Genomic DNA, 26046 nt, shown 5'->3' with positions numbered 1-26046 from the left:
CTACACCAGCTGTCGCGGGATAGTCAGATCCCAGTTGCGGCTGTAGACACGCCGCTCGCCCTCGTAGGCATCCAGGGTGGCATGCAACTGGAACGCCTCTGCCGTCGAGGTCAGCACGGTGCGGGTCACCGTGCGCACCTCCCAGTCACCCCGCTTCAGCGAACGCTCCCAGAGGGTCATCCCCTCCAGAGAGTCGAAGTCGTCGTCCCGGGAGCGATAGGTCTCCACCGCGCGGGTCGCCACCTCGAGGCCGCTGTCCTCCAGGCGGATCCGGCCGTTGTCGTTGATCACCTCGAGGGTGGAGAGGTCCTCGGCGAGGTCGCGATGCACGTACCAGTTATGGTGCCCGGGCTCGAGGCGCGTGGTGGCGATGCTGGGCGCGGCCTCGGGCTCGGCGAAGGGAGATAAGCGATCATCCTCGTCACGCGGCGGGCGTACGGGCAGGTGCAGCGCGCTGCCCAAATCGAAGACCGTCAGACGCACGCGCTCGGGGGGCGCCCAGGCCAGCGGCCAGTAAGAGGTGGAGAGCGAGAGCCTCAGCCGGTGGCCGCAGGGAAACACCTGGGCCACATCGTTGAACTTCACACGAACCCGATAGCGCCGACCCGGCTCCAGCGGGGTCGGCACCTCATGGCTCTCGCGGTGGGCCAGGTTGAGCAGGCCATAGGTCACGCGGGTCGCCTTGTCATCGGGCGCCACGTCAGAGAGCCGGACCGCCACCATAGCCACGGGTCGATCCGCGGACAGTTCCAGCTCCAGCTCCGGCGCCCCCATCATTTCCAGGGTCTCCTCGAGGGGGGGCGTATCGAAGGTTAGGGCACCACCATCCTCCTCGCGCTGGTCGTGCGCCAGGTCGGGTCCCGCGGCGTAGGAGCACCACTTGCCGGCGAACAGCCCGCAGGTCAGCGGCGACTGCAGCGTCAACGCACTCTCCTCGGCGGACCGCTGGCCATCCAGTACCAGCCGCCCCGGCGCCAGCGGCAGCCGCCAGTGACTGATATGGGGCGATGGCCAGCTCGGCTCCGCCACCCAGCGCCCCGGCCGGTAACCATAGCGAGTGGTCGGCGCCTTGCTGTCCTGCATCCACACCCTCAGTGCCGGGTCATCCCGCACACCGGTCTCCTCCCCCTTGAGCCACTGGTCCCACCAACGCAGGCACTCCTGCAGAAAGCCGATGGCAGGCCCCGGCTCGCCGAGATGGGGATACTTGTGACTCCAGGGGCCGACCAACCCCTTGCAGCGGTCGGGCAGGTTCGCCACCAGCCGCTTGACCGCGTTGGAGTAGCCGTCCGCCCAGCCGCTGGCGGCCAGCACCGGCACCTCGACCCGGAAGAAGTCCTCGCAGATGGAGCCGTGCTGCCAGTAGGCGTCCCGGTGCGGATGCTCGAGCCAGGTGGCCAGCCACAGGCCGCTGCCCTCCAGCCGCTGATGCCACATCTCGCGCCAGGCGTCGCCGACCACGCCGGGGTCCGGCGGCAGCGAGTTGTAGGCGAACATGGTGGAGGCCCAGGAGAGATTGTCACCCAGCAGGCAGCCGCCCATGTAGTGCACATCGTCCGCGTAGCGGTCGTCCGTGGAGCAGACGCTGACCACGGCACCCAGTTCGGGGGGCCGCCGGGCGGCCAGCTGCAGGCCGTTGAAGCCGCCCCAGGAGATGCCGATCATGCCGACCCTGCCGTCGCACCAGGGCTGAGTGGCGATCCAGCGCAGGATCGCCTCGCCGTCGACCAGCTCCTGTTCCAGGTATTCGTCGGTGAGCACGCCGCCTGAGTCACCGCTGCCGCGCAGATCCACCCTCAGCGACGCATAGCCGTGCCCGGCAAAGTAGTGGTGGTGCATGGCATCCCGACGCGCGGAGCCGTCACGCAGCCGATAGGGAATATATTCCAGGATCGCTGGCACCGGGGCCTTTTCGGCGCCTTCCGGCAGCCACAGGCGGGCGCACAGCTCGACCCCGTCATCCATGGAGATCCAGACAGGATCGTGGCACTCGACCGGGTGGGGAAAGTCGGTCACGACGCGCATGACGGTCTCCTGCAAGAATGGTAATGACTCAGCAACGTTACCGCGAGGAGAGCGGCTCGATCTCGAAGGACAGCATCCGGCGACACTCCTCGATCCGTTCCGTCAGCGCCTCGCGGGTCTGTGCCCCGATGAACAGGTCGACCAGCTCCCATGAGAAGGAGTCCTGGTGCTTGAGGTCCGACAGCCGCATGCCCTCGTGCACGTTGAGATAAACCAGAGTGCCGGGGAAGGTCCGCTCGACCCGGCGAATCTCCGCCTGCGACGGTACCCGACGCACCCAGCCATCCTCGAAGACCCGCAGCATCTGCTTGGCGGCGACGGGATAGGGCCCCTCGCGGTGCGGCATGCGCGGCGCAATGCCCAGTGCCACGTCGACCATCACCTGGAAGTGCGGCGCGCCATCGACCAACTGGAAGATCGCCGCATGGGAGCGCGAGACCCGGGCATTGATCTCCAGCAGCCAGAGTCGATCACTCTCTTCCTCATGGTAGAACTCGATGTTGAACGGGGCATCGTCATAGCCGATCCGGGCGAGAAAGCGTCGGGTGATCGCCAGCATCCGCGCCTGCACCTCATCGGGCAGCGAGGAGGGATACTCGTAGCGCAGCAGCACGGAAGAGTGCGTGGTGTCGCGCAGGCTGTCGACGAGCCCCACCAGGTGGACCTCGCCGTTCTGGACGTATCCCTCCAGGGTGCACTGGCGGCCGGCGGAGATGATCGCCTCGGCGATGCAGTGATGCCCGGTGACCGCCGTCACCTCCTCGGGCAGCTCAGCCAAGGCGGTCATCTCGTCGAAGGGCCGCCCGAAACGCCCGATCCCCTGCCGGATCGTCGGCAGCACCTCGCGCAGCTGATCGGCGTTTTCGATGCGGAAACCGAGATGCGAGGAGTGGGCCTTCACCGGCTTGATCCAGAATGGGTAGTCGATCTCGACCGACTCCACGGCCCGGTCATCGAAGGGATCCAGCGCCTGGAAGGGCGGCACGCACTCCGGCACGACTTGGGCCTGCTCGAGGCGGCTCCAGTACTTGTGCTCGCACTTGAGAAAGGCCGCAAGCGTCGGGCCGGGCAGTCCCCGCGCCCGGCGCAGGACCGGCAGCAGCCCGCTGGTGGGAAAGTCCCAGTAGCCGACGATGGCATCCACCGGGCCGGGGAAGCGCTCGAGCTGGGCGAGGGCATCATCCACCAGGCGGGAGAAGGGGTACTCCTCGGCATGCACCACCTCGTCGAGCGACAGCAGCTCGTGGAAGGCATAGTCCTCAGCGTGGCGCAGGTTCGGCAGCATCCGCTTGCTCAGCGCATCGTGGCCGATGATGAAGACGTTCCAGCTCATGTGACCCCCTCCAACATGCCCACTTCGGACGGCGCAGGCCGTGCCGGCGCGACCCCGTAACTCCTGGCTTCCTTCAGAATGGCAGCTATCTGCCAGCCTGCATTGATATCGATCAATAGGCCCCGGCGAATGGCCAAGCCGTGACCCCCGGGCCGGGAGGGCCCATCACGATGGTGCCGGCGAGTAGCGAAGCCGGTAGACTCCCCCGAAACAGGGCGAGAGAGACGGTGATGAAGGGACTGCGCACACTGGTGGCCTTGTCGCTGGTCACCCTCGGCCTCGCCGCCCAGGCCGATATCCCGCAGGTCGCCGACGACAGTGACCTGCCGGCATGGGCCGAGAAGCAGGTCGCCCCCTTCCATGCCCGCCTCTCGCGCTGGGTGGAGAGCACCTCCCGCGGCATCGACGGTTTCTTCGGCACCACCGATGCGCTGACCGTGAATACCGACTCCTACCTGCGCCTCAGCCAGGAGTGGGACTGGCGCGAGGGCGAGACCTTCGACCAGGACCTGGGTGCCCGTTTCCGCCTCGACCTGCCCACCACCGAGGAGCGCCTGCGACTGATCATCGAGAGCGAGCCCGACGAGACCCGCGGCACCCTGGCGGAACAGGAGTCGGCGCTCACCGACGACCGCACCGACAGTATCGGCGACCTGCTGGTGGGCCTGAACCGCCTCGGCAAAAAGGATAAGACCCGCCACTGGAACACCCGGGTCGGCGCCGGTATCAAGTTACGCCTGCCGCTGGAGCCCTATGTGCGCCTGACCAGCCAGCGGCTCTGGACCCTGGGGGAGGGCCCCTGGCAGCTGCACAGCGACAATCGCCTCTCCTGGTTCAATGGCGACGGCTACTCCGCCCGCACCCGCTGGGACCTGGGCAGGCCGCTCGACGAAATGCGCCACCTGCGCTTTCTTACCAACGCCCAGTGGCGCGAGACGGAGGATACCCTGGAGTTCAGCCAAGCCGTGGAGCTCAACCGCCGGCTCAACCGCCGCAGCGTGCTGCGCACCTCCGGCGGGGTGATCGGCGAAAGTGGTTCCCGTCCCGTCATCGAGGACAGCTGTCTCGAGGTACGCTTTCGCCGCGACATCCACAAGGGCTTCACCTTCCTGGACGTCGCTCCCTCGCTACACTTTCCCCGGGACGCCGACCGCGACCCGCGCTGGGCGCTGACCCTGCGCCTGGAGATGTATTTCCGCCGCCATATCGACCGCGTCACCCTGTAGCGCGAAGGATGCCCCCTCATGACCCCGAGCAAGACCCGCACCAGCTTCTACCGCCGCCTCTACGTGGCCCACCTGGTGTCCACCGGCACCGCCAGCGTGCCGGCCATCACCGCCGCCACCGGCATGCCCCGACGCACCGCCCAGGACACCCTCGGGGCGCTGGGCGAGCTGGACATCCACTGCGAGTTCGAGCACCTGGCCGGCGAGCGCCACAACATCGGCGCCTACGTGATCCGTGACTGGGGCCCGATCGACCCGGAGTGGGTGGCGGCGCACGCCGCGCGGCTGCGCGACGCCCTGGGCTATCCGTCCCGGCCTTGAAGGGCTCGGTGAGCGCCTGGAGCGTGAGCAAGGCAGGCACCGTTCGGCGGCTTGCCGGGCGGCTCGCGCCGCTGGCGCTCCTGTTATTGCTGGCCGGCTGTGGCGAGGGGGCTGTCCGCCAGTCGTCGGGGCCGGGCACCGACCAGGTCCGGCTGGCAGGGGGCCAGGTGATTGCCGAGGACGGCTACCGGCTGCCGCTGCGCCACTGGCCGGCCGAGGGCGAGCCGCAGGCCATCGTGCTCGGGATCCACGGCTTCAACGAACACGGCGGCACCTTCCAGGTGCTCGCCGAGGCGCTGGCCCCCCATGGCATCACCCTCTATGCCCACGACCAGCGCGGCTTCGGCACCACCGCCCAGCGGCGCCTGTGGCCAGGCCACGAACGGCTGGCAGACGACGTCACCCTGCTCGCCAAGCTGCTGAGCGTGCGCCATCCCGAGACCCCGCTCTACCTGGTCGGCCACAGCATGGGCGGTGCAGTGGCGATCCTCGCCCTGAGCGGCGACGCCCCGCCGCCGGTGGCGGGCAGCGTGTTGATCGCGCCGGCGGTATGGGGCTTCGAGGCCATGCCCTGGTACCAGCGCCTGGGTCTGTGGCTCGGCGTGCGCCTCTTCCCCGCGCTGAGCTTCTCCTCGAGCACGGTCCAGCGCCTGGGCATCGAGCCCACCGACGACCCCGAGATGAAGCGCCGCCTGGCCGAGGACCCGCTGATCCTGCGCCGCGCGCGCGTCGATACCCTGCACGGGGTGAGCCTGGCCATGGACGCGAGCCTGGAGGCAGCCCGCCGGCTGCCTGCACCGGCGCTTATCCTCTATGGCACCGAGGACCACATCATCCCGCCGGAAGCGATCTGCGCCCTGCTCGAACGACTGCCCGAGAGAGAGGGCATCCGCCTGGCCCTCTACCCGCAGGGCTACCATATGCTTACCCGCTACACGAAGCGCCAGCGCACCGAGGCCGACATCACGGCATGGCTGGCCGACCCCGCGGCTCCCCTGCCCTCCGGACACGAACGGACCCGAGACCAGACCCACGATACTCTCTGCCGCTGAGCTGGGGGACGTCGGCTTATCTGTGACAGAACACCCTGCGCCTCGCCTTTTCAAATATGATTGACATGTCGCCGGATAGGACGGAACGTAAAAAGATGCATTTAGATACTGGCGAATCCGCCCATCACGACGACGACAGGTCAAGCGAGCTGATGAAGCAGCTTGACGCAGCCATCGAACGGCTTGCCGCCGCCAATGCCATTGCCGAGGTCTCTCCCGTCTTCGAGGTCATCGAGGCGGCACGCCCCCTGATGTCCGATGACGTGGGGCTGCAAGCGCTCTATGCGCGCGTGCCGGCCATCGAGGCCGCCGGATTCTTCGGTGGCAGCGACTGGGACTATCCCCAGACACTGGTCCCTTCGCTCGCCGTGCGTACCGTGCGTCATGGCGACCCGATCGCCACCCTGGTCGAAAGCCTGAGCCAGATTCGCCTGCTGGCGGTGGCCAAGGGCGACTATTCGCACCCTTCCCTCTCTGCGGAGCACGCGCATCACTTTCTCGCCCAGGTGATGGCCATGAACCTCGATCTCGTGGTCGGCGACCTGCACGAGAGCGACCGGCTGCGGCCTGACCGGCTCGGCTATGCCGTCCAGAACCTCTACCGCTATCTGCTGCGGCACCTGGGCTACGAGAATCTGCTGGAGCACCTGGTGGCCGAAGTCCGGCGAATCCTGGCGCAACGCCCGGTCCAGGTCGATGGCGTGAAACAGATGGTGACCCAGATCGCCACTTGCCTGCACAACCCGGATGCCATGGCCGGCGAGGTCGGGGAAGACGCCCTGCAGCTGATCAACGCCGTGTTCAGCCCCACCGAGGGCTGCCGCGAGGATCCCGGCCTCGAGGCGTATGCCGAGCGGCTTTCAAGCATGGATGACGCGGCCCTGCTGCAGGAAGCCATTGCGTTTGCCCAGGCGATGCACAGCACCGGCCTGGTCTCGCCCTACATGCCGGGGTTCATCCGTTACCTGCGCAGCCGCTGGAACGCGCTGATTCCCACGGCACTCGGCCTGAGTCATACGGGAGCAGACGCCTTTCACTGCTACCCGGCATTGATCCACGCGCTGATCGATGACGCCCTGTTCACCGAGACCAGCCAGGCCGCCTACGGCCTTGCCATGATGCTCGAGCGAGGCATCCTCTACTCGCCGCCGGTGGCCCCGTCGCTGTGGCGGCAGCTGAGAATGACGTTGTGCGATGCCGCGGCAGAGAAAATCGTTGCCGTCTTCGGGGACCGCCGCTCGCCGGAATGCTTTCTGCTCGCCGACGTTCTCAACGTGCTCGGCCGCCCGCTGGGCGTGGGCCAGGGGAATTACCCCACCTGCCAGTCGACACGCGCCTTGTCCATGTGGGCCTTCAATACACCGGCCGATCTGCTGCGGATCGTCGCCTGGGCGGCGCGAGACAACGAGATCGTGATGCGCTTCGAAGGTCACAGCATCTCCTCCCGCGAGCTCGGCGCCGGCCTGGCCGCCGAGCCCCCCGTGGATGTAGACGCCGTCTCCCTGCTCACCGTGCCTCACCTCGATCGCATCTACTTCGAGATGGGACGCCGCAGCATAGGACGTGGTGAGGACCCTCACAAGTGGGTGAATGCCGAGTTCCATGGCGATCACGTGGGCCATGGCTTTCGCATCGCGGTCGATGTGTTTACCGGCGGCCTGAAGGACTTCGAGGGGTTTCTTCGTGACTTTTATGCCGCCTACCACCCCTACTACAATGGCAACATTCCGGTGATCAATCCGCAGCCGGCCGGCATTGCCGTGACCGACAGCGCCACGCGCTTCCTCGGCTGGCACGCGATCACCATCCAGCGCCTTGCGCTCGATCCGAGCCAGGTCATGCGGGTGTACTTCTTCAACCCCAATAACGACAGCGGGCAGGACTGGGGGCAGGGGATCGTCACCTCGACCCAAGGCAATGGCGAGCTCTACGGTGAGGCCTCGTTGCCGGTGGCCCAGTTCGCCTCGCGACTCTACGTCTTTCACTACGACCCGCTCGAGAAGGGCGAGCCGGCCGATGTGCCAGACGATGAAGTGTATCGGGCCATGGGTCTGGCCCGGGATAGCTGGGCGTCGGGGCGATAGCCCGACGATGCCTGGCACTTAAGCTCGACAAGAACGCAATAAATCGAGCGTCAATACCCTGCCACAGGCAGAAGGAGAGCAGCACATGTCGATCGTATCAGAAACCCCGGCCGCCAAGGACGTCTCAAGCTGGACCGATCCGACACTGGATTCGGTCAAGGGAACTGAAACGCCCAAGGACCCCAACAAGGGCTATATCGCGCTGCTGGGCTGGAGCCTCAATGCCATCAAGGCGGCACAGAAGTTCAATCGCCGCTACGTGGTGGTGGCGCCCGACTGGGCCGCCGATTTCTGCGAAGCCAACAAGATCCCGTACATCCAATGGGATTTCGTGCGCCTGAACGACCGCTCCATGGAGATCGCGGAGCGACTCAAGGAAGAAGGCGTGGATGTGGCCATCCCGCTGTTCGAGGAAACCGTCGAGTGGTCAGGGGCGATCAACTCCGTGCTCATGGACAGCCCCCGCATGTACGGGCAATCCATCCTGTTTCGCGACAAGGCACTGATGAAGCGCCGCGCCCAGTTGGGCGGCATCCGCGTGGGGATCTTCGAGGAAGCCCACGAGAAAGAGGACATCATCCGGTTCATGAAACGCGTCAACCAGACGCTGCTCAAGCTCGACGGTGATCCCGATGACCCGATTCACGTCAAGGCCTTCGACAAGGCCGGCTGTCTCGGGCACCGCATGATCCGCAAGATCGATGAGATCGACAGCATACCGGCGGAAGAGTATCCCTTGCTGATGGAGAGCCACCTCGATGGCTGGGAGTTTGCCGTCGAGGCCTGGATCCATGATGGCAAGATCAAGTTCCTCAACATCTCCGAATACGTGACCCTGGGCTACTCGGTATTCGTTCCCGCCACACGCGAACTCGAGAGCTGGCGTGATGCCATCACCAAGCAGATCGAGAAGTTGATCAAGACGTTCGACATCCAGTTCGGCCTGATCCACCCCGAGTATTTCGTGGCGGCAGACGGCGAGATGTACTTCGGCGAGGTCGCCTATCGCCCGCCCGGCTTCAAGGCCTTCGAGCTCATCGAGCGCGCCTACGGATTCAGTCCCTACCAGGCATCGATGCTGGTCTTCGATCCCAAGAGCACCAAGGAGGAGGTCGATGCCTTCTTCCCCCGCGAGGTGGTCGACGCCAAGGGCTATGCGGGTTGCTTCGGCGTGTATCCGCGGCGTCGCGTCGTCAGCAAGCTGGAGATGCCCAAGGAGACCACCGAGCACCCCTACTTCGAATATCACGAGCTGGTCGCACCGACCGAGGAGACGGTGCCGGATCGCTCGGCGTTCGGCACACACTGGGGCCTGGTGTTCTTCTTCGGTGACGACCCCATCAAGATGCGGGACCTGCTCAAGGCGCAGGAGGAGCTGGACTTCTACGTCTAGCAACGCCTTGACGGCCGCCTCTTGTCGAGGCGGCACAGGATCGAGGGCAGGGCTTGCGCCCTGCCCTTTTCATGCCAACGGTTTCATCTGTTCTTGTGTGCTAGCGTGCCATGTCGACCACCACGCGGCCGCGGACCCGGCCAGCCAGCAGCTCGCCCGCCGTGTCGATGGCCTCGTCCAGGGCGATCGTGCGGGTGATGGCGTCAAGCTGCTCGGGGGCCAGCAGCTCGCCGAGCCGGCGCCAGGCCTCGACGCGCTCCTCGTAGGGCCGCATCACGCTGTCGATCCCCGCCAGGGTCACGCCTCTCAGGATGAAGGGTGCGACGCTGCTCGGCAGGTCCATGCCCTGGGCCAGGCCACAGGCCGCGACGGTGCCGCCGTAGCGGGTACCGGCGAGGACGTTGGCCAGGGTGTGGCTGCCCACCGAATCGACGGCACCGGCCCAGCGTTCCTTGGCCAGCGGACGCCCCGGCTCGGACAGCTCCGCCCTGTCGATCACCTCCTGGGCACCCAGCCCCTTGAGATAGTCGGCTTCCTCGGGGCGCCCGGTGGAGGCCAGGACCTTGTAGCCCAGCTTCGCCAGCAGCGCGATGGCGTAGCTGCCGACGCCGCCGTTGGCACCGGTCACCAGCACCTCGCCCCGGTCCGGAGTGACGCCCTGTTTCTCCAGCGCCATCACCGAGAGCATGGCGGTATAGCCGGCCGTGCCGATGGCCATGGACTGCCGGGCCGTGAAGCCCGCGGGATGGGGGATCAGCCAGCGGCTGTCCAGCCGGGCCTTCTCGGCCAGCCCGCCCCAGTGCTTTTCGCCGACGCCCCAGCCGTTGAGCAGCACGGCGTCGCCGGGCCGGTAGGCATCGGTCGACGAGCTCTCGACCGTCCCCGCCAGGTCGATCCCCGGCACCATGGGAAAGGCGCGAACCACCGGCCCCTTGCCGGTGATGGCCAGGGCGTCCTTGTAGTTGAGGGTGCTGCAGTCGACGCGCACCGTGACATCCCCCTCGGGGAGTCGCGACTCGTCGAGGGTCTCCAGCGACACATGCTGGCCGTCGTCTTGCTTATCGATCAGGATTGCCTTGAACATCGTGAACCTCCTTGATGAACCGATTTATAGACCGCTCGTCTATAAGGTGCTATGAAAGGAACCCGGCTAGCGGGGTAGCCCTTCCATGTAGGTGGTGATGAAGGTTGCCAGGGGTTGGGCACTCTCCTCCAGCCGAGCGCGCATGACTGCGCCTTCCCAGCCGATCCAAAAGGCCTCGGCCAGCCTGTCGCAATCCGCCTGGGCACTGAGCTCACCCGCCGCCTGGGCCTCGCGCAGGCATCGCGCCACCCGCTGCTGCCAGTCACCGAGGGTCGCCCGCAGCCACTCCCGATAACCTTCCGGCAGCCGTCCGGCCTCCTGGCCCAGGTTGCCCACCAGGCAGCCCCGGCGGAAGTGGTGGCGCTCCATGCCGGCCCTGGCATCGGTGACAAAGGCCGCGAGGCGCTCCAGGGGTTGGCGTGAGGCATCCAGCAGGTGCCGGTCGAGCTTGTTGGCGAAGTAGGCGCCGTAATGCGCCATGACGGCGCGCCCAAAGGCTTCCTTGCTGTCAAAATAGTAGTAAAAGGAGCCCTTGGGCACCCCGACGCGCCGGAGGATGCCGTCGATGCCGGATGCGCTGAAGCCCTGTTCGGTCAGCACCTCGAGCCCGCTGCGGATCAAGGCCGCACGGGTGTCCGGGTCGTCGCGGGAGACCTTGGGCGGTCGACCACGGCGCGGCTTGGGAGAAGAGGTCGTTTGTGTCATGCATTCAATATAGACCGCTCGTCTATAAATTCAAGGCCCCTCGGACCCGCTGGCCTACGCGACGCACGCCTGGTCCATGGCTCGGCATTGACAGTCGCCATTGGCCACGCCTACTATCGATAATTATTCTCATTAGCAAGACTGTTGCCGGGTCGGCCAACATGACGCCCGAACGTCCCAGGATCTACACCGCCGTCGTCTTCCTGCAGGTCTCCTTCCAGGCCATCAAGCACTCCATGGCCGGCAAGGCGAGCGACGGCCTGCCCTGCTGGCTCGACGGCAGGATGCTGAGGATGCTCTGTCGCGACCTCAAGGCCTGTCGCGACCAGGCCGCGGCCCATGACGAGGCCCATCGAGGCCTGGCGGCCGCCTGCACCCAGTGCGAGGCGCTGCTCGCCCACTGCCCGGGCGGGCTGGACAGCACCCTCTGCCATCGCCATCTGGATGCCATCCTGGTCGCATTGCAACACGCCCTCGCCGCGCTGGCCGCCCCGCCGGCCGCTGCCCCGAGTGGCCTCTGGCACAGCGCCACCCGCCACCTTCGCGAGGGCTGGCGCCGCCTCTCCTGAGGAAGACGGCCTCGACCTGTCCTGCCCCCAAGGGCATCCCTCCCAGGTGGCGAACCATCTCGACCAGCACGAGCTCCATGCGGTCCGCCACTGCTACCGCGGCAGGACCCGATAGCCCAGCGCTTCGAGCCGGCGTTGCAGCGCTAGCGTCAGCGCCGACGCGGTGTCGCCGGCATCCTCCGGATCACCGACCAGCACCGCCAAGCCCGCTTCGTCATGGGCATATAGCAGACGCTCGTCGCAACGCCCGCATACCCAGGAATCACCGCCCCGGCCATCCGGCGAGATGGCGAGTTCGTCAGCTCCCCCGCCGACCTGGATGGCATCCAGCGGCCAGAAGGTGACGGGCTCGTCTCCGACATCCCGACCGCAGCCAAGGGGTGAACCGCACACCAGCAGCGATACCGTGCCACAGCGACAGGCGATTTGCCCGTAGGGTCCGTTACTCATGGCGTGCTCCGTGTCGAGAGAAGATCGGCCTCAGTGTGGCACCCCGAGCACACCCCGCACCAGACGCCTGACTGGCAGCAGCCAACTGCCATTTCGTCCCACTCGCCTCTAGGTTATGGGATCCACCGTGGCCGGATTCGGCCCCCAACCTCAGGGTCTAGCATGCCTGCCCGCTGAAATCTCCGCGCCTCGCCCCTATGCTGGAAGACAACGCGAACCCAAGGGAGGCCGAACGATGATCACCGAGACCGATAAGCAACACCTGCAGCGCTGTGTGGAACTGGCGGAGGAAGCCCTGGAGGCCGGCGATGAGCCGTTCGGCTCGGTGCTGGTAAGCGGCGATGGTGAGGTGCTGGTGGAGGACCACAACCATGTGGCCGGCGGGGATGCCACCCAGCACCCCGAGTTCTTCCTGGCGCGCTGGGCCGCGGAGAACCTTGCACCCGAGGAGCGCGCACGGGCCACCGTCTACACCTCCGGAGAGCACTGCCCGATGTGCGCGGCGGCCCACGGCTGGGTGGGGCTGGGGAGGATCGTCTATGCCAGCTCGTCCGAGCAGCTGGTCGAGTGGCTTACGGAGCTGGATGTGGCACCGCCCAGGGTGCGCCCACTGCCGATCCAGGAGGTGGTGCCGACGGCAGAAGTCGAGGGGCCGGTCGCGGAGTTCGCCGAGCGCATTTGCGACCTGCATCGCCGGCTGCACGGCGCCTGATGCCGCTATTCGCCGCGCCGACCAAGGATGCGATAGGTGCTGGGCGCCGCCTGGTCGTCCGCCGCCCGGGTCTCGAGCTGCTCCGTCAGGGTCGCGGCGCTGGCCGAGGCCGCCGTCTCGAGGGAGGCCTGCATCGCCCGCCGGGCCTGGCCGATGGAATCGCGCATCTGGGACGCCATCGCCGGCCGATGGAGCGCCTCCTGCACCTTGAGCAGGGCAAGCTCGCTTCCCGCGATACCGGCCAGGGTCACGGCGGTGGTCAAGGTGCCCATCACCAGGGCGCCGGGGCCGGCAGGCGCGGTGGCCGCCGAGGCGGCGCCACCGGCGGCCAGTGAACGCAGGGTACCCGCCCCCAGGCGGGTAACCAGACTGCGCAGAGCCAGGCGGCTACCCTGGGCGGCGGCGGAGGCACCGAGCCGCCGGACCAGCGCGCGTCCCGCCAATAGCGCGATACCACTGCCGCCCACGGCGGCAGTGCTCCAGCGTGCCGTATCCCGGCCTTCCTGCAGGGTCTCCTGCAGTACCCCGTCCAGATCAAGCTCATGGATGGACCGCTCGCCCTGCTCTGCCTGCGCCGTCACCTGCCGCGAGGCGAAGCGTTCATGAAGCCTTGCCGCCAGGTCATCGGCCAGGGCCCGCTGTTCGCTGGCCAGGCGCCGGGGATAGTCCACCTGCAGTTCCGCCAGCGCGGTATCGAGGCCGGTCGCCTCGACCAGCCGCCGGTGGATCTGCTCGTCCAGCCAGGCATCGAGGTCCCCCATGAGTGCCATGCCGAGTCGCGTATAGCTGCCTGCGGGCGAGTAGTACCAGTCCAGATACGCCGGCACCGCCTCCTCGACGGGCGTAAAGGCCCGATCGAGACGCCCCTCGAGCCAGGGGCTCATGCGCGCCTGGAGTCGCTCCTCTGTCTCAGTGGCGAGAGACGACAGGTCTCGAGAAAATTCGGCATGGGTCTCGGCATCGAGGACCAGCGACTCGCCCGCCACGATCACCCGGAACAGCGGCGCCTGACTGCGCGACGCCAGCCAGCCCTGGCCGGCCTCGAACAGCAGCAGCAATGTCATGACCACCAGGGCCGACAGCCCCCAGCCGCGCCAGGAACGCCGCCCCATGGTCCGGGGCTTGCGGGCGATCGACGCTGGCGTGGCATGACTCATGACGGGCCCTCCTCGTCGCGGGGATGCAACGCTGCCCGGTGCCGACGACCTCCCCGACGCAGGGCCTCGGCACCGACCAGCAGGCGCACATAGGCCCAGGCGAAGGTGCTCTGGATGAGCAGCAACAGCAGCCAGCCCAGTATCGCCACGGGGGTGGCGAGTTGGAAGCGCTCCACGGCATTCTGCATGCTCCAGTGCTGGGTGATCTCGGCGATGGCCCCCAGTCGCTCGAAGAATCCCAGCACGGCTCCCCCCGAGGTATCCGGGAAATGACGCACGATGGCCTCCTCCCAGCCAAGCCCGACCAGCCACGGCTGGGGCAGCCAGAAGGCGGCGACCACCAGCACCAGGGTCAGCAGGGTGGCGGCCGGTATCACCACCAGGCGCCGCGTCACCGCCGACAGGTGCTCGGCGATGACATGGCACGCCAGGCGTCGACACAGCTGCTGCTGCGCCACCACCAGCCCCGGCACCCCGGCCAGCAGCACCGGCCAGAGGGCCAGCGCCAGCAGCCGCAGCTTGACCAGCAGCACCAGCGCCAGCAGCGCGCCCAGCACCTCATGGCGCACCACCATCATCACCCCGCCCCGCAGCCAGCCATGCCAGGGCGAATCATCGCGCAGGTACTGCTCCAGCCAGGCACGCCGCTTCAGCCGGGCAGCCTCCAGGCTGCCGGCCACGATCAGCTGGGTGGCCAGCACCCAGACCGGCAGGAACAGTACGCCGGCAAGTGCTCCACCCGACAGCGACCAGACCAGCAGCACCAGCACCGTCAGGGTCAGGTGGGCGTGGCGCCAGAGCGGCGGGACTCGCTGCCAGCGCCCTGCCATCAGGCGAGCGGCGAGAGGGCCTGTTCGACGTAGGCCTGGCAGCGCAGCCACGCCGGCCGCTCCTGCAGCCCTTGCCAGTAGGCCTCGAACTCGGGCCGGCGGGGAATGGTGCCGAAGTGCATGCCCCAGCCGAGGTGCGAGCCGACATAGACATCGGCGGCGCTGAAGGCCGTGCCGGCGATATGGCGGCGTCCGTCGAGGGCGCCCGCCAGGGTCTCGATGACCGTCCAGTAGTTGCCGCAGCCGAGCTGCCTCTGCTGCTCGGCCGTGGGCTGCACGCCGAGGGTATTCAGCGAGAGGGCGGCCTCGAGGGGCCCGGCCGCGAAGAACAGCCAGCGGTAGTAGTCACCCCGGGCGGCGGGCGGCGGCGCCAGGCCAGCCTCCGGGAAGGCATCGGCAAGGTAGGCGCAGATGGCGGCGGCCTCGGTGACCACCACGTCGCCGTGGCGGATCGCCGGCACCTTGCCCATGGGATTGAGGGCCAGGTAGTCCGGCGACTTCATGGCGGTGCCGTACTCGAGGGTCACCGTGCGATAGGGCACGCCGAGTTCCTCGAGCATCCAGTGGACGATACCGCCGCGGGAGAGGGGGTTGGTATAGAAGGTGAGCTCGGCCGGCTCCCGTGGGGCGGGTTCGGCCAGTGCCGCGGGCGGCAGCGCGACGTCAGGCGGCAGCACATAGCCCTGGCCGGGCGCATTGACCACCTCGACCCCCACCGCCCGCAGCGCGGCGACATCCTGGTAGAGGGTGCGCAGGGTGATCCCCAGCCGCCCGGCAAGCTCGGGCCCGCCGATCGGTCCCGTGTGGTGGCGCAGTTCCCGGATCAGGTCTTGCAGGCGCGTCGTTCGTGACATGGACGGTTCCTCGTGCGCGTGGCAGTCTCTCGCCGCCTCGGAGCGTCGAGGCACTCATCATGCCTCTGTCACGACATCGGTACCAGTCACTCGGCCAGGCGTCGACATACGGCCGACCGGCGCCCCCGGAGGCATGACCCGAGCCGGGACCGGCTCACAACCCCTGGGCGCCCCGACGTAGCCAGTCGTGCATGAAGACCAGCTTGCGGCGGACCTTTTCGGAAAGCACAAATGGGTATAGATCCGGCAACCCCATCGCGCGATTGATGTGGTTGACCGCCATGACCTGATGCGTAGCAATATAGATCAAGTTCTCGGCGTCTGCCTCCATGTAGGGGTCCCACCCGAGGTACGGCAGGTCACTGGAAGACAAGCCGGCAGCAACAAAACTGTCAGCGATATCCGTCAGGTGCAGCAGATGGGACGCGGTTTCGGCCCAATCCTCGTGGGGATGTGCAGAGGCATAGGTGCTGACGAAGTTCGAGCGCCAGTAGGGCGGTGGCCCGTTGTGGTAATGACGCTTGAGCGCGGCCGGATAGTCCTCCCGCTCATCGCCAAACATGTCCCGGAAGGCGCCGAGGAAGTCTTCTCTCAGGCTCAGACGCCACCAGAGCATGTGCGCGATCTCGTGACGCATATGACCGATCATGGTGCGGTAGGGCTCTTCCAGGGCCTCTCGGCGGGTAGTGCTGAGAACCGGGTCTGCCTCCGCCACACTGATCGTCACCACACCGCCGACATGCCCCATGGGCACCGGGGTGTGGCCCTCGGCCAGCATGTGGAACACGGGGGGAGCTCCAGGGTCCTCGGGCCGAAACCAGTTCCAGCGGCCAAGGTTGTCGATCACCCAGCGCTTGGCGGCCTCGGTCTTGGCCCAGTGGGGTAGGGCATTCGGAATGGATTTGTCCGGCGCCAGCTTCGTCATGGCGCAGGCGCGACAGAAGGCGCCCTGCTTGGGGGCAATCCAGTTACAGCCGATCACGTCGCGATTGGCGCAGAACGGCGGCATGGTGATGAAGGCCCTAGCCTGAGGATCATAGGCAACGGGCGTGCCGGTGGCGGTCGCGAGGTTGTCGAACCAGAGGGACCCGGCACCGACCGGATTGGCAAAGACACGCATGAGGCAGTCACTCCGCAAGAACGGCAAGGCAGATAGCCAAGCGCATTAGGGTGCATCCTGCTCTTCGCCTGTCCGCTTATCAATGGCCCGGTGAGCTCGATCAAGGGTAGCGCCACTTCGGCGCTTCCCGAGGGCACGAGCGAATTGTCGCGACTGCCGACGCTAACATGAATGCGGCGAGCCAATGCCCGCCGCAAGGTCGACCAACTGGCCTATTTCCAGGAAGGCCCACTCATGGCATCCGGCAGCCACATGGCAAGCGCCGGGAAGGCCAGCACCAGCGCCAGTACCAGGAGTTGGGCAATGATGAAGGGCACCACCCCGGCGTACATGTGCCTGAGCGTGACCTCGGGCGGAGTGATGGCCCGCAGGTAGAAGATCGCCGGGGCCAGGGGCGGTGTCAGGTAGCTGGTCTGCAGCACCACCAGGAAGGCCACGCAGAACCAGATCTCGTCGAAGCCCAGCATCCGCACGACCGGCATCGCCACCGGGATGATGATCAACACCACCGAGATGAGATCAAGCACGAAACCGGCAATGAAGGTGATCAGCAGGATCAGCGCCAGGATCATCCAGGGATCGAGGCCTGTTCCCATCAGCAGCGACTGTACGGTGGCCATCCCTCCCGCAGCGAAGAACACCCCGGCGAACATGCTGCCACCCATCACGATCAGCAGGATCATGGCCGAGATGTTCATGGTCCTGATGGCCGCTTGCCATAGCACCTTGAGCGTCAGGTTGCGATACGCCAGTGCCAGTATCACCGCCCCCAGGGCTCCGCAGGCGGCGGCCTCGGTGGGCGTGGCCACGCCCATCAGGATGGTCCCGAGCACCACGAAGATCAGGGCCATGGTGGGGAGGAGTGCAACCAGGGTGATACGACACCGCTCACCCAGCGACACTTGCTCGGTTTCCTCGATCCGGGGTGCCATCGCCGGCTTCAGGTAGGCCACGCCGATGATATAGATCAGGAAGAGTACCGCCATCAGGATGCCCGGAATCAGCAAGCCACTGAACAGCGAGCCGACCGAGACACCTGCCACCGGCCCGAGCACCACGACGGTAATGGAGGGAGGAATGGCGGTGCCCAGTGAGCCGCTGGCGCAGATGGTGCCGGAGATAAGCCGCTTGTCGTAATGGTGCTTGAGCATCACCGGCACCGCCAGCATGCCGATCACCGCCTCGGTCGCTCCGACCACCCCGCTGGAAGCCGCAAACAGGGTCCCCATGATGATGGCACCGACACCCAGCCCACCGGGTAACCGCGTGGTCCAAAGATGGATGGCGCCGAACAGCCGCTCGGCAATGCCGGAGCGCTCCAGCACGGCACCCATGAAGATGAACAGCGGCACCGCCGCCAGGATGGAGTTGGAGGCGGTATCCTCGATCTTGGTCAGCAGCTGGTAGGCCGCGGCATCGCCGAACTGCATGAGACCAAAGATCGTCGCCACCACGATCATCGAGAAGGCGATGGGGAAACCTGCGATGATGAAGGCCATCAGCGCCGGGAACATCAGCAAGGCAAGATAATCGCTCATGCCTGATCCTCCGCGGCTGGCGCTTGGCCCCTCAGGATAGCCAGCGACTTGAGCAGCTCCGCCACCACCTGCAGGGCGAGCAGCAGGAAGCCGGCGAACCAGACGGTGAACACCGGCCAGATTACCGGGTTCCAGGCCGAGCGGCCGGAGCGCTCGCCGGAGTTGAAGGCGGCCAGGGCATACTTCGAGAGCTCCCATACCAGCCAGAGCAGTATCGGCAGGAAGAGTGCGTAGCCCACCAGCCGCACCAGGGCATTGCTGCGCTGGCCCAGGTTCAGGCTGAGAATATCCACGCTGACGTGCTGACCCACCCGCAGGGCATTGGCCATGCCCAGCATGAAGATGGCGCCCATCACCATGTAGCTGATTTCGAAGGCCCACATCGTCGGGCGCCCGAGCACGTAACGGCTGAACACCTCAAAGACAAGGGCACCGATCAGCGGAAAGATCAGCACCGCACCAAGCCAGCCCGCCCGGCGCGTGACGGCTTCGATCGAGTTGATGAGTCTCATGTCATGAATTCCCATTAGCCTTGCCCAGACGGCAGAAGAGAGGCCTGACGGCCTCTCTTCCCATGATGCCTGATGAGGCTAGGCTCAGTTATTGGCACCACCAATGGGCAGACGATACTCCGGCCAGAGGCTGATCGCCTCCTTGAAGCTGCGCTGGGACTCAAGCACACGGGCGAACCACTCGTTCTCCTCGGCGTACTCGTTCTCCCACTTCTCGGTCTCGTCATAGATGGCGTCGATGAAGGATTGGTCCAGCTGAACCATCTCGTTGGGACCATCGACCAGCGCCTGATAAGCCTCCAGGTCGGCAAAGGAGCTGGCCAGCCAGGAATCGTAGACGCTCAGCTTGCCGGCCAGGCGCAGCATCTCCTGCTGCTCTTCGCTCAGACCATCCCACGCCTCCTGATTGACCTGACACTCGAGGAAGCCACCAGACTGGTGCACACCGGGCAGGATCACGTACTGGGCCACTTCCTGGAAACCGGTGGGACGGTTCATCTCCGGGCTGCCCCACTCGGCGGCATCGATGACGCCGCGCTCCAGGGCGCTGTAGATCTCGCCGCCGGCCATCACCACGGTGGACGCGCCGAGGCGGGAGGCAATCTCGGCCCAGGCGCCGGAGGTGCGCAGGCGCAGGCCCTGGAAGTCTTCCAGGGTCTCGACCTTCTTGTTGGAGTGCAGGAAGATCTCCGTGCCCAGAATTGAGCAGGGGAAGGCCACCACATCGAAGACGTCGCGGCGGAACTCCTCGTAGAGCTCCACGCCGCCACCCTCATACATCCACAGCATGAACTCTTCCGGCGTCAGGCCACTGGAGTGACCGGCCAGCAGCGCCGCGGTGGGATCGGTGCCGTAGTCGTAGTTGATATAGTTGTGGCTCACCTCGGCCACCCCGGACGTCACGGTGTTGGTCACACGCAGGGCGCCCCCCAGGGTGCCACCGGGAAAGACCTCGATCTCGATCTCGCCGCCGGTCAGCTGGTTGGCGTAGTTGGCGAAGGTCTCGGCATCACGCTCCAGCCAGGGGCCACCGCTCCAGGGAGTCGCCATGCGCCAGCTCTCGGCGGCCTCGGCTGCCACCGAGCCCGCCGTCAGGCCAGCGGCCACCCCGACAGACAGGGCAATTCGGGTCATCTTGTGCATTGTTCTCTCTCCTCATGGTCCATTTTGGTGCCAGCAGCAATCTTCACGCTGCGGTAAACCCCTTTACCTTACGGTCAGCCGCCCCGGCCGTTTTGCCCGAGAATGCGCAGACTTGTGCTGAAACTGGGTAATTGAAACGGTTGGATATCGAAAATCCAGCCAAGTATATGCAAGTGTGGGGCCAATACGACTCCACCATCGTTTCATTTGACGACGCAGGAACTGCCCGCCGCGTTCACGAGGCCGGCCTCCATGACGCAGCGTAAAAAAAGCGGCGAAGGAGTTCCCCGCCGCCAGATACCGATCGTTCCCGATCGAGAGAGTGCTAGATCTCGAAGCCCAGGCCGAAGTCCTCGGCGCCGATCGCCATCAACGACTCGGCGCCGGCCTCGAGGGCGGCTTTGTGGGCGCGGGTGCGCGGCAGCAGTCGCTGGTAGAAGAAGCGTGCGGTATCGAGCTTGGCGCGATAGAAGGCGGCATCAAAGGTGCCCTCGGAAAGCGCCATCCGGGCCTGTTTCGCCGCCCGGGCGAAGAGGTAGGCCAGGGTCACGTAGCCCGAGTACATCAGGTAGTCGACGCTGGCCGCGCCCACCTCCTCGCGGTCGGACATGGCCTTCATGCCGATGGCCATGGTCATCTCGCCCCACTCCTGGTTGAGCTTGGCCAGCGGGCGCACGAACTCGGCGAGCTCGCCGTTGCCCTCCTCGGCCTGGCAGAACTTGTGGATCTCCCTGGTGAAGACCTTGAGGCTCTCGCCCTGACTCATCAGCACCTTGCGGCCCAGCAGGTCGAGGGCCTGGATGCCGGTGGTGCCCTCGTAGAGGCGGGTGATGCGCGCGTCGCGCACCAGCTGCTCCATGCCCCACTCCTGGATGAAACCGTGTCCGCCGAACACCTGCACGCCCTCGTTGGTCGCCTCGAAGCCCACCTCGGTGAGGAACGCCTTGACGATGGGGGTCAGCAGGCCCAGCAGCGTCTCGGCACGCGCCTTCTCGTCGGCGTCCGTGCCGTGCTCGACGCTGTCGATCATCTGCGCGGTGTAGAGCACCAGCATCCTGCCACCCTCGGCGAAGGCCTTCTGGGTCAGCAGCATGCGGCGCACGTCCGGGTGGACGATGATCGGGTCGGCGGCCTTCTCGGGCGACTTCGGACCTCCGAGTGCGCGCATCTGCAAGCGGTCGCGGGCATAGGCCAGGGCGTTCTGGAAGCTCGCCTCGGTGAGACCCAGGCCCTGGATGCCGACGCCGATGCGTGCAGCATTCATCATGGTGAACATGCAAGCCAGCCCCTTGTTGGGCGCGCCCACCAGGTAGCCTTTCGCCGCGTCGAAGTTCATCACGCAGGTGGCGTTGCCGTGGATGCCCATCTTGTGCTCCAGGGAGCCGCACACCACGCCGTTTCGCTCGCCCGGGTTGCCCTCGGCATCGGGCAAGAACTTCGGCACCACGAACAGCGAGATGCCCCTGGAGCCTTCGGGGGCGTCGGGCAGCTTGGCCAGCACCAGGTGGACAATGTTCTCGGCCAGGTCGTGCTCGCCGGCGGAGATAAAGATCTTCGTTCCCGTTACCGCATAGCTGCCTTCGTCATTGGGCACGGCGCGGGTCTTGATCAGGCCGAGATCGGTGCCGCAGTGGGGCTCGGTGAGGCACATGGTGCCGGTCCAGGTGCCCTCCACCAGCCGGGTCAGGTAGGTGGCCTGCTGCTCCTCGGTGCCGTGGTGGCGCAGGGCGTCGGCGGCGCCGTGGGAGAGCCCCGGGTACATGCCCCAGGCCAGGTTGGTGGCGCAGACCATCTCGTTGAGCACCATGGCAAGCGAGGGCGGCAGGCCCTGGCCGCCGTGCGCGGGGTCGGCGGCCAGGCTCGGCCAGCCGCCCTCCACGTACTGGGCGTAGGCCTCCTTGAAGCCCTTCGGCGCCTTCACCTCGCCGCCCTCCAGCAGGCAGCCCTCGCGATCGCCGCTCTGGTTCAGCGGCAGCAGCACCTCGCGGGCGAAGCGCGCGCCCTCCTCCAGGATGGCGGCGACCACGTCGGGACTGGCCTCCTCACCGCCGGGCAGGCGGGCGTAGTGGGCCGGGTAGTCCAGCATCTCGTCCATCACGAAGCGCAGGTCGCGCAGGGGGGCCTGATAGTCGGGCATCTCGATCTCTCCAGTTCCACCGCCGGGCCACAAGCAGGCGCCGACACATAGGGACGCGAAGGCGGCGCCGGCCGCTTTCAAACATGTGTTTGAAATTATCCGCCGGAGAAGGGAGAGTCAAGCGTTCGTTTAAACTCAGCGCCGAGCGCCGAGCGCCGAGCGCCGAGCGCCGAGCGCCGAGCGCCGAGCGCCGAGCGAACAGCATGATGTTTCTGCCACCCCCGGCGTCAACGCAAAGCCCCCACTGGATGCTTGATCCAGCGAGGGCTTTTACTACCTCGGCACCTGCTGCCCGTCACCGAGCAGCTTGACGCTCGGCGCTTTCTGCTTGGCGCTACCCGTAGGGCGCTACTGCATGCGGATCCCGCCGTCCAGGCGGATCACTTCGCCATTGAGCATGGTGTTGGTAATGATCTGCTCGGCCAGCCGGGCAAACTCGTCGGGCTTGCCCAGACGCTTGGGGAATGGCACGGCGGCGGCCAGGGCCTGGGCAGCCTCGTCGGGAATCTCGCTCATCATCGGCGTCTCGAACACACCGGGGGCGATGGCCATCACCCGCACACCGTGGCGGGAGAGTTCCCTGGCCGCCGGTAGGCTCATGCCCACCACCCCGGCCTTGGAGGCGCTGTAGGCGCACTGCCCCACCTGGCCGTCGAAGGCGGCGATGGAGGCGGTGTTGATGATCACCCCGCGCTCGCCGTCCTCGCCCGCGGGGTTCCTGGCCATGGCGGCGGCGGCCAGGCGCATCACGTTGAAGGTACCCACCAGATTGATCTGGATGGTGCGATTGTAGGCCTCGAGGTCGGCGGGGTTGCCCTCGCGATCAACCAGCTTGCCGACGCTGACCACACCGGCGCAGTGCACCACGCCGGCGAGGCCGAGACCCTCGCTGAGCTCCACCGCCACCTCGACGGCAGCCTGGATGTCCTCGCCCGAGGTGACGTCGCCACGCACCGCCCGGGCGGCATCGCCCAGGCGCTCGGCATGGGCCTCGACGGCATCACTAAGATCGCAGAGCACCACCCGGCCGCCGGCGGCGACCAGACGTTCGGCGGTGGCCGCCCCCAGCCCGGAGGCGGCGCCGGTGATCAGAAAGGTATTATCCTTGACGTGCATATCGGGTTCCCGAAGTTTAAAGGCAGCGGCCGAAAGCGCTCGAGGCTATTCCGTCGCCAGGGCTGCGAGGGGGCGCTGTGAACCCCTCCCTGGGCGCTACCGATGCCATCCCTGGCATAGGACCCCTCTTCGCCCTGCCCCCGGTGCCTCTCGCTTCAGACGCTTGCGGTTGTCATTGTGCAGCGCCCGTCTCGACCTTGTCGACGGCATCGGCGCGCAGCTTGAAGCGCTGGATCTTGCCGCTCGGGGTCTTGGGCAGTTCCTCGACGAACTCGATCACCCGCGGGTATGCGTGGGTGGAGAGGCGCTCGCGAACCTGCTTGCGGATCTCGTCGGCCAGTTCGTCGCTGGGCTCGAAGCCCTCGCGCAGCACGACATAGGACTTGATGATCTCGCCGCGGATCTCGTCAGGCTGGCCCACGGCGGCGGATTCGGCCACCGCCGGGTGGGTCATCACGCTGTTCTCCACGTCCGTCGGCCCGACGCGATAGCCGGCGGTGGTGATGATGTCGTCGTCGCGGCCGGCGAACTGGAAGGTGCCATCCTCGTTCCTGATCACCACGTCGCCGGTCAGATAATACCCTTCCGCGAAGGGGTGCTTCTCCTGCCAAGTATAGCCGGCGAAGAAGTGTGCCGGGGAGTTCTCGATGTCCACGGCCAGCACGCCGGGCTCGCCCGGCGGCAATTCGTTGTACTCGGCATCGAGGATCGCCAGGCGGTAGCCGGGCATCGGCACGCCCATGGCACCGACATGCTTGGGATGGTCCAGGGCATGATGGTTATTGCAGGTCATGCCGGTCTCGGTCTGGCCGTAGTGGTCCATCACCGGACAGCCCAGCGAACGCTCCACCCAGGTGACCACCTCGGTGTTGAGCGGCTCGCCGGCGGAGCTTGCCGCGCGCAGCTCGAGGGTCTGATGGGCATCGTCGAACAGGCCCGAGGCCTTCATCAGGCGATAGGCGGTGGGCGCGGCGGCGAAGTTGGTGATGCGGTGGCGCTTCATGAAGGCCAGCGCCCCCTCGGCGCTGAAGCCCGCCTCGCAGAAGTGGGTGGTCACGCCCAGTAGCAGCGGCCCGGCGATGGCGTAGTAGAGGCCATAGGCCCAGCCTGGGTCGGCCATGTTCCAGAAACGGTCGCTGTCGCGCAGGTCGACGGCCAGTTCCATGTAGAGGGCGAAGGCGGGCATGCCGGCCAGCGGCACGGCCACACCCTTGGGCTTGCCTACGGTGCCGGAGGTGAACATCTGCAGGAAGGGTTCGTCGCGGGAGAGGCGCGGCGGGGTGGCCTCGATCGGCGCGTGGTCGAGTGCCTCCTTCCAGTCCAGGTCGTCGCCGTGCTCGGCGCTGGGCCCACCCACGGCGAGCACCGGCGGGCACTGGGTCAGGCCGTCGAACTTGAAGCGGTTGGCGTGATCGGTGATCACCAGCCGGGTATCGGCGCGCCCCAGGCGATAGTCCACGGCGTCCGGGCCGAAGGCGGTGAACAGCGGCTGGTAGACGGCACCGATGCGCCACGTAGCCAGCACCGCCACCAGCAGCTGCGGGGAGCGCGGCAGCATGCAGGCGATGCGGTCGCCCACGCCCAGGCCGCGCTCGGCGAACCAGCCGGCGAGCTTTGCGCTCTCGGCATCGAGCTCGGCGTAGGTCAGGGTGTTGACCTGGCCCTGGGTGTCCTCGTGCACCAGGGCCAGGACGTCGCCGCGGCCGGCGCGCAGGTGGCGCCCGCAGCAGGACTCGAAAGCGTTGGCCTTGCCGTCGCGATGGTCATCGAGACGCGCGATGACGTCGTCGATGGAGAAGGTTTCGAGGTAGCTCTGGTACTCGGGAAGGGTGCTCATGTACTGCCCTCTCGCGGTTTGTGCTTGTTGTAGATGTTCAGTTAACGTAAGCGTCAACCTAGCAAGCGCTTGGTACAAGCTAGAGGCTCCCGAGGAACGGGGCAACCCCTGAACGGCAGGAGGGGACTAGACGATGGTCGAGCGTGGCGGAATCGATGACGTATCAAAGCGGTCCACCGGCGTCAGAGAGTCAGGCGGGCCGGTGGGTGATCATGGCGACCAGCTCGTGGGCCAGGTCATCCGGGGAGCGCGGGCCGGCGGGGTCGTACCAGCGTACCGTCCAGTTGAGCGCCCCCATCACGAAGCGGGCCACCAGGAAGCGGTCGCCATGGATCAGCCCCTCGGCCAGGGCCGCGTCGATCACCTCTTCCCACAGCGCCTCGTAGGCATCGCGCAGGTGGCTCAGGTGGTCCCGGGCCTCGGGGTCGAGGCGGCGCCACTCGTAGAGGGCAACCACGTGCGCATTGCGGTCGGTGAGCAGGGTCTCGAGATGCGCTCGCGCCATGGCCTGCAACCGTGCCTCGGCAGAATTGTCGCACTGTTCGAGGGCCGCCTTCGCGATGACCAGGGCGTTCTGGGTGCCCTCCTCGATCACCGCCGCCAGGATCTCCTGCTTGTCGCGGAAGTGGTGGAAGAGGCTGCCGGACTTGATGCCCATCTCCTGAGCCAGCATGCGCACCGTCGTCCGGTCGAAGCCTTCCTGGACGAACAGCTGGGCGGCCTGGCGGGTCAGCTCCTTGCGACGCGGCGAGTCATTCATTACATTCATCGAGTTTAACACTAGCGCTTGCTTGGTTGACCCTGAGAAGACCACAGCCCCGCGGACGGGTCAACGCGGCGCCGTCCGA

General features: G+C 66.6%; 23 protein-coding genes. 7 read left to right on the top strand and 16 right to left on the bottom strand.

Going from position 1 to position 26046, the window contains the following annotated elements:
- Complete coding sequence (locus tag M8009_RS11080) at nucleotides 1–2025, bottom strand: CocE/NonD family hydrolase (protein ID WP_250061011.1); 2025 nt, start codon at nucleotides 2023–2025, stop codon at nucleotides 1–3.
- A 37-nt stretch (nucleotides 2026–2062) separates the two neighbouring features.
- Entirely contained in the window at nucleotides 2063–3358 is a 1296-nt protein-coding gene (locus M8009_RS11075) for an ATP-grasp domain-containing protein (protein ID WP_250061009.1), read from the bottom strand.
- Nucleotides 3359–3588: 230 nt separating this feature from the next.
- Between M8009_RS11075 and M8009_RS11070 the strand changes: the two genes are divergently transcribed.
- The 5 genes from M8009_RS11070 to M8009_RS11050 all read left to right on the top strand — a co-directional run bounded on the left by M8009_RS11070 (nucleotide 3589) and on the right by M8009_RS11050 (nucleotide 9434).
- Nucleotides 3589–4584 (top strand): hypothetical protein, encoded by a 996-nt coding sequence (locus M8009_RS11070; protein ID WP_250061007.1) that lies wholly within the window; start codon nucleotides 3589–3591, stop codon nucleotides 4582–4584.
- Nucleotides 4585–4602: 18 nt separating this feature from the next.
- On the top strand, nucleotides 4603–4905 hold the full coding sequence (locus M8009_RS11065; RefSeq protein WP_250061005.1) for a winged helix-turn-helix domain-containing protein: 303 nt from the start codon (nucleotides 4603–4605) through the stop codon (nucleotides 4903–4905).
- Nucleotides 4906–4928: 23 nt separating this feature from the next.
- On the top strand, nucleotides 4929–5957 hold the full coding sequence (locus M8009_RS11060) for an alpha/beta hydrolase (protein WP_250061003.1): 1029 nt from the start codon (nucleotides 4929–4931) through the stop codon (nucleotides 5955–5957).
- A 95-nt stretch (nucleotides 5958–6052) separates the two neighbouring features.
- Nucleotides 6053–8041, top strand: coding sequence for a hypothetical protein (locus M8009_RS11055; RefSeq protein ID WP_250061001.1), 1989 nt, complete (start codon nucleotides 6053–6055; stop codon nucleotides 8039–8041).
- Between the two features lie 85 nt (nucleotides 8042–8126).
- The gene (locus tag M8009_RS11050) at nucleotides 8127–9434 is read left to right on the top strand and encodes an ATP-grasp domain-containing protein (protein WP_250060999.1); all 1308 of its coding nucleotides are present in this window, start codon (nucleotides 8127–8129) and stop codon (nucleotides 9432–9434) included.
- A 100-nt stretch (nucleotides 9435–9534) separates the two neighbouring features.
- Here the strand turns inward: M8009_RS11050 and acuI are convergent, their stop codons facing one another.
- Both acuI and acuR read right to left on the bottom strand, forming a co-directional pair.
- Nucleotides 9535–10518: an acrylyl-CoA reductase (NADPH) gene (gene acuI, locus M8009_RS11045; protein ID WP_250060998.1), complete on the bottom strand. Its 984-nt coding sequence runs from the start codon at nucleotides 10516–10518 to the stop codon at nucleotides 9535–9537.
- 66 nt (nucleotides 10519–10584) lie between these two features.
- Nucleotides 10585–11223, bottom strand: a complete 639-nt coding sequence (gene acuR / locus M8009_RS11040; protein ID WP_250060996.1) for an acrylate utilization transcriptional regulator AcuR — start codon at nucleotides 11221–11223, stop codon at nucleotides 10585–10587.
- A 161-nt stretch (nucleotides 11224–11384) separates the two neighbouring features.
- Between acuR and M8009_RS11035 the strand changes: the two genes are divergently transcribed.
- A complete protein-coding gene (locus M8009_RS11035; protein WP_250060994.1) occupies nucleotides 11385–11792 on the top strand; it encodes a hypothetical protein in 408 nt (135 codons plus the stop codon).
- A gap of 93 nt (nucleotides 11793–11885) precedes the next feature.
- Here M8009_RS11035 and M8009_RS11030 read toward each other — a convergent pair whose 3' ends face one another.
- Nucleotides 11886–12242, bottom strand: a complete 357-nt coding sequence (locus M8009_RS11030; protein ID WP_250060992.1) for a hypothetical protein — start codon at nucleotides 12240–12242, stop codon at nucleotides 11886–11888.
- A 235-nt stretch (nucleotides 12243–12477) separates the two neighbouring features.
- Between M8009_RS11030 and M8009_RS11025 the strand changes: the two genes are divergently transcribed.
- Nucleotides 12478–12954: a nucleoside deaminase gene (locus M8009_RS11025; protein WP_250060990.1), complete on the top strand. Its 477-nt coding sequence runs from the start codon at nucleotides 12478–12480 to the stop codon at nucleotides 12952–12954.
- A 5-nt stretch (nucleotides 12955–12959) separates the two neighbouring features.
- Here M8009_RS11025 and M8009_RS11020 read toward each other — a convergent pair whose 3' ends face one another.
- The 11 genes from M8009_RS11020 to M8009_RS10970 form a co-directional block, all read right to left on the bottom strand.
- Nucleotides 12960–14111, bottom strand: coding sequence for a hypothetical protein (locus M8009_RS11020; protein WP_250060989.1), 1152 nt, complete (start codon nucleotides 14109–14111; stop codon nucleotides 12960–12962).
- Entirely contained in the window at nucleotides 14108–14941 is an 834-nt protein-coding gene (locus M8009_RS11015; RefSeq protein ID WP_250060987.1) for a hypothetical protein, read from the bottom strand. The genes M8009_RS11020 and M8009_RS11015 overlap by 4 nt, the downstream gene beginning before the upstream one ends.
- Nucleotides 14941–15795, bottom strand: coding sequence for a glutathione S-transferase N-terminal domain-containing protein (locus M8009_RS11010; protein ID WP_250060985.1), 855 nt, complete (start codon nucleotides 15793–15795; stop codon nucleotides 14941–14943). Before M8009_RS11010 ends, M8009_RS11015 begins: the two co-directional genes overlap by 1 nt.
- A gap of 154 nt (nucleotides 15796–15949) precedes the next feature.
- On the bottom strand, nucleotides 15950–16915 hold the full coding sequence (locus M8009_RS11005) for a zinc-binding metallopeptidase family protein (RefSeq protein WP_250060983.1): 966 nt from the start codon (nucleotides 16913–16915) through the stop codon (nucleotides 15950–15952).
- Nucleotides 16916–17127: 212 nt separating this feature from the next.
- Nucleotides 17128–18453 carry a TRAP transporter large permease gene (locus tag M8009_RS11000; protein ID WP_250060981.1) on the bottom strand — a complete coding sequence of 442 codons (1326 nt, stop codon included), beginning with the start codon at nucleotides 18451–18453 and terminating at the stop codon, nucleotides 17128–17130.
- On the bottom strand, nucleotides 18450–18965 hold the full coding sequence (locus tag M8009_RS10995; protein ID WP_250060979.1) for a TRAP transporter small permease subunit: 516 nt from the start codon (nucleotides 18963–18965) through the stop codon (nucleotides 18450–18452). Before M8009_RS10995 ends, M8009_RS11000 begins: the two co-directional genes overlap by 4 nt.
- An 84-nt stretch (nucleotides 18966–19049) precedes the next feature.
- Nucleotides 19050–20108 (bottom strand): type 2 periplasmic-binding domain-containing protein, encoded by a 1059-nt coding sequence (locus M8009_RS10990; protein WP_250060977.1) that lies wholly within the window; start codon nucleotides 20106–20108, stop codon nucleotides 19050–19052.
- 325 nt (nucleotides 20109–20433) lie between these two features.
- Entirely contained in the window at nucleotides 20434–22245 is a 1812-nt protein-coding gene (locus M8009_RS10985) for an acyl-CoA dehydrogenase C-terminal domain-containing protein (protein WP_250060976.1), read from the bottom strand.
- Nucleotides 22246–22593: 348 nt separating this feature from the next.
- Nucleotides 22594–23361: an SDR family NAD(P)-dependent oxidoreductase gene (locus tag M8009_RS10980; RefSeq protein WP_250060974.1), complete on the bottom strand. Its 768-nt coding sequence runs from the start codon at nucleotides 23359–23361 to the stop codon at nucleotides 22594–22596.
- Nucleotides 23362–23533: 172 nt separating this feature from the next.
- Nucleotides 23534–25198, bottom strand: coding sequence for an AMP-binding protein (locus M8009_RS10975; protein WP_250060972.1), 1665 nt, complete (start codon nucleotides 25196–25198; stop codon nucleotides 23534–23536).
- A gap of 190 nt (nucleotides 25199–25388) precedes the next feature.
- Nucleotides 25389–25958, bottom strand: coding sequence for a TetR/AcrR family transcriptional regulator (locus M8009_RS10970; RefSeq protein WP_250060969.1), 570 nt, complete (start codon nucleotides 25956–25958; stop codon nucleotides 25389–25391).
- Nucleotides 25959–26046 lie beyond the last annotated feature (88 nt).

The organism is Halomonas gemina (assembly GCF_023554995.1).
GTDB lineage: Bacteria > Pseudomonadota > Gammaproteobacteria > Pseudomonadales > Halomonadaceae > Halomonas > Halomonas gemina.
Note: the sequence above shows the minus strand (reverse complement) of the source record. Positions and strands in the feature narration are given on the sequence as shown.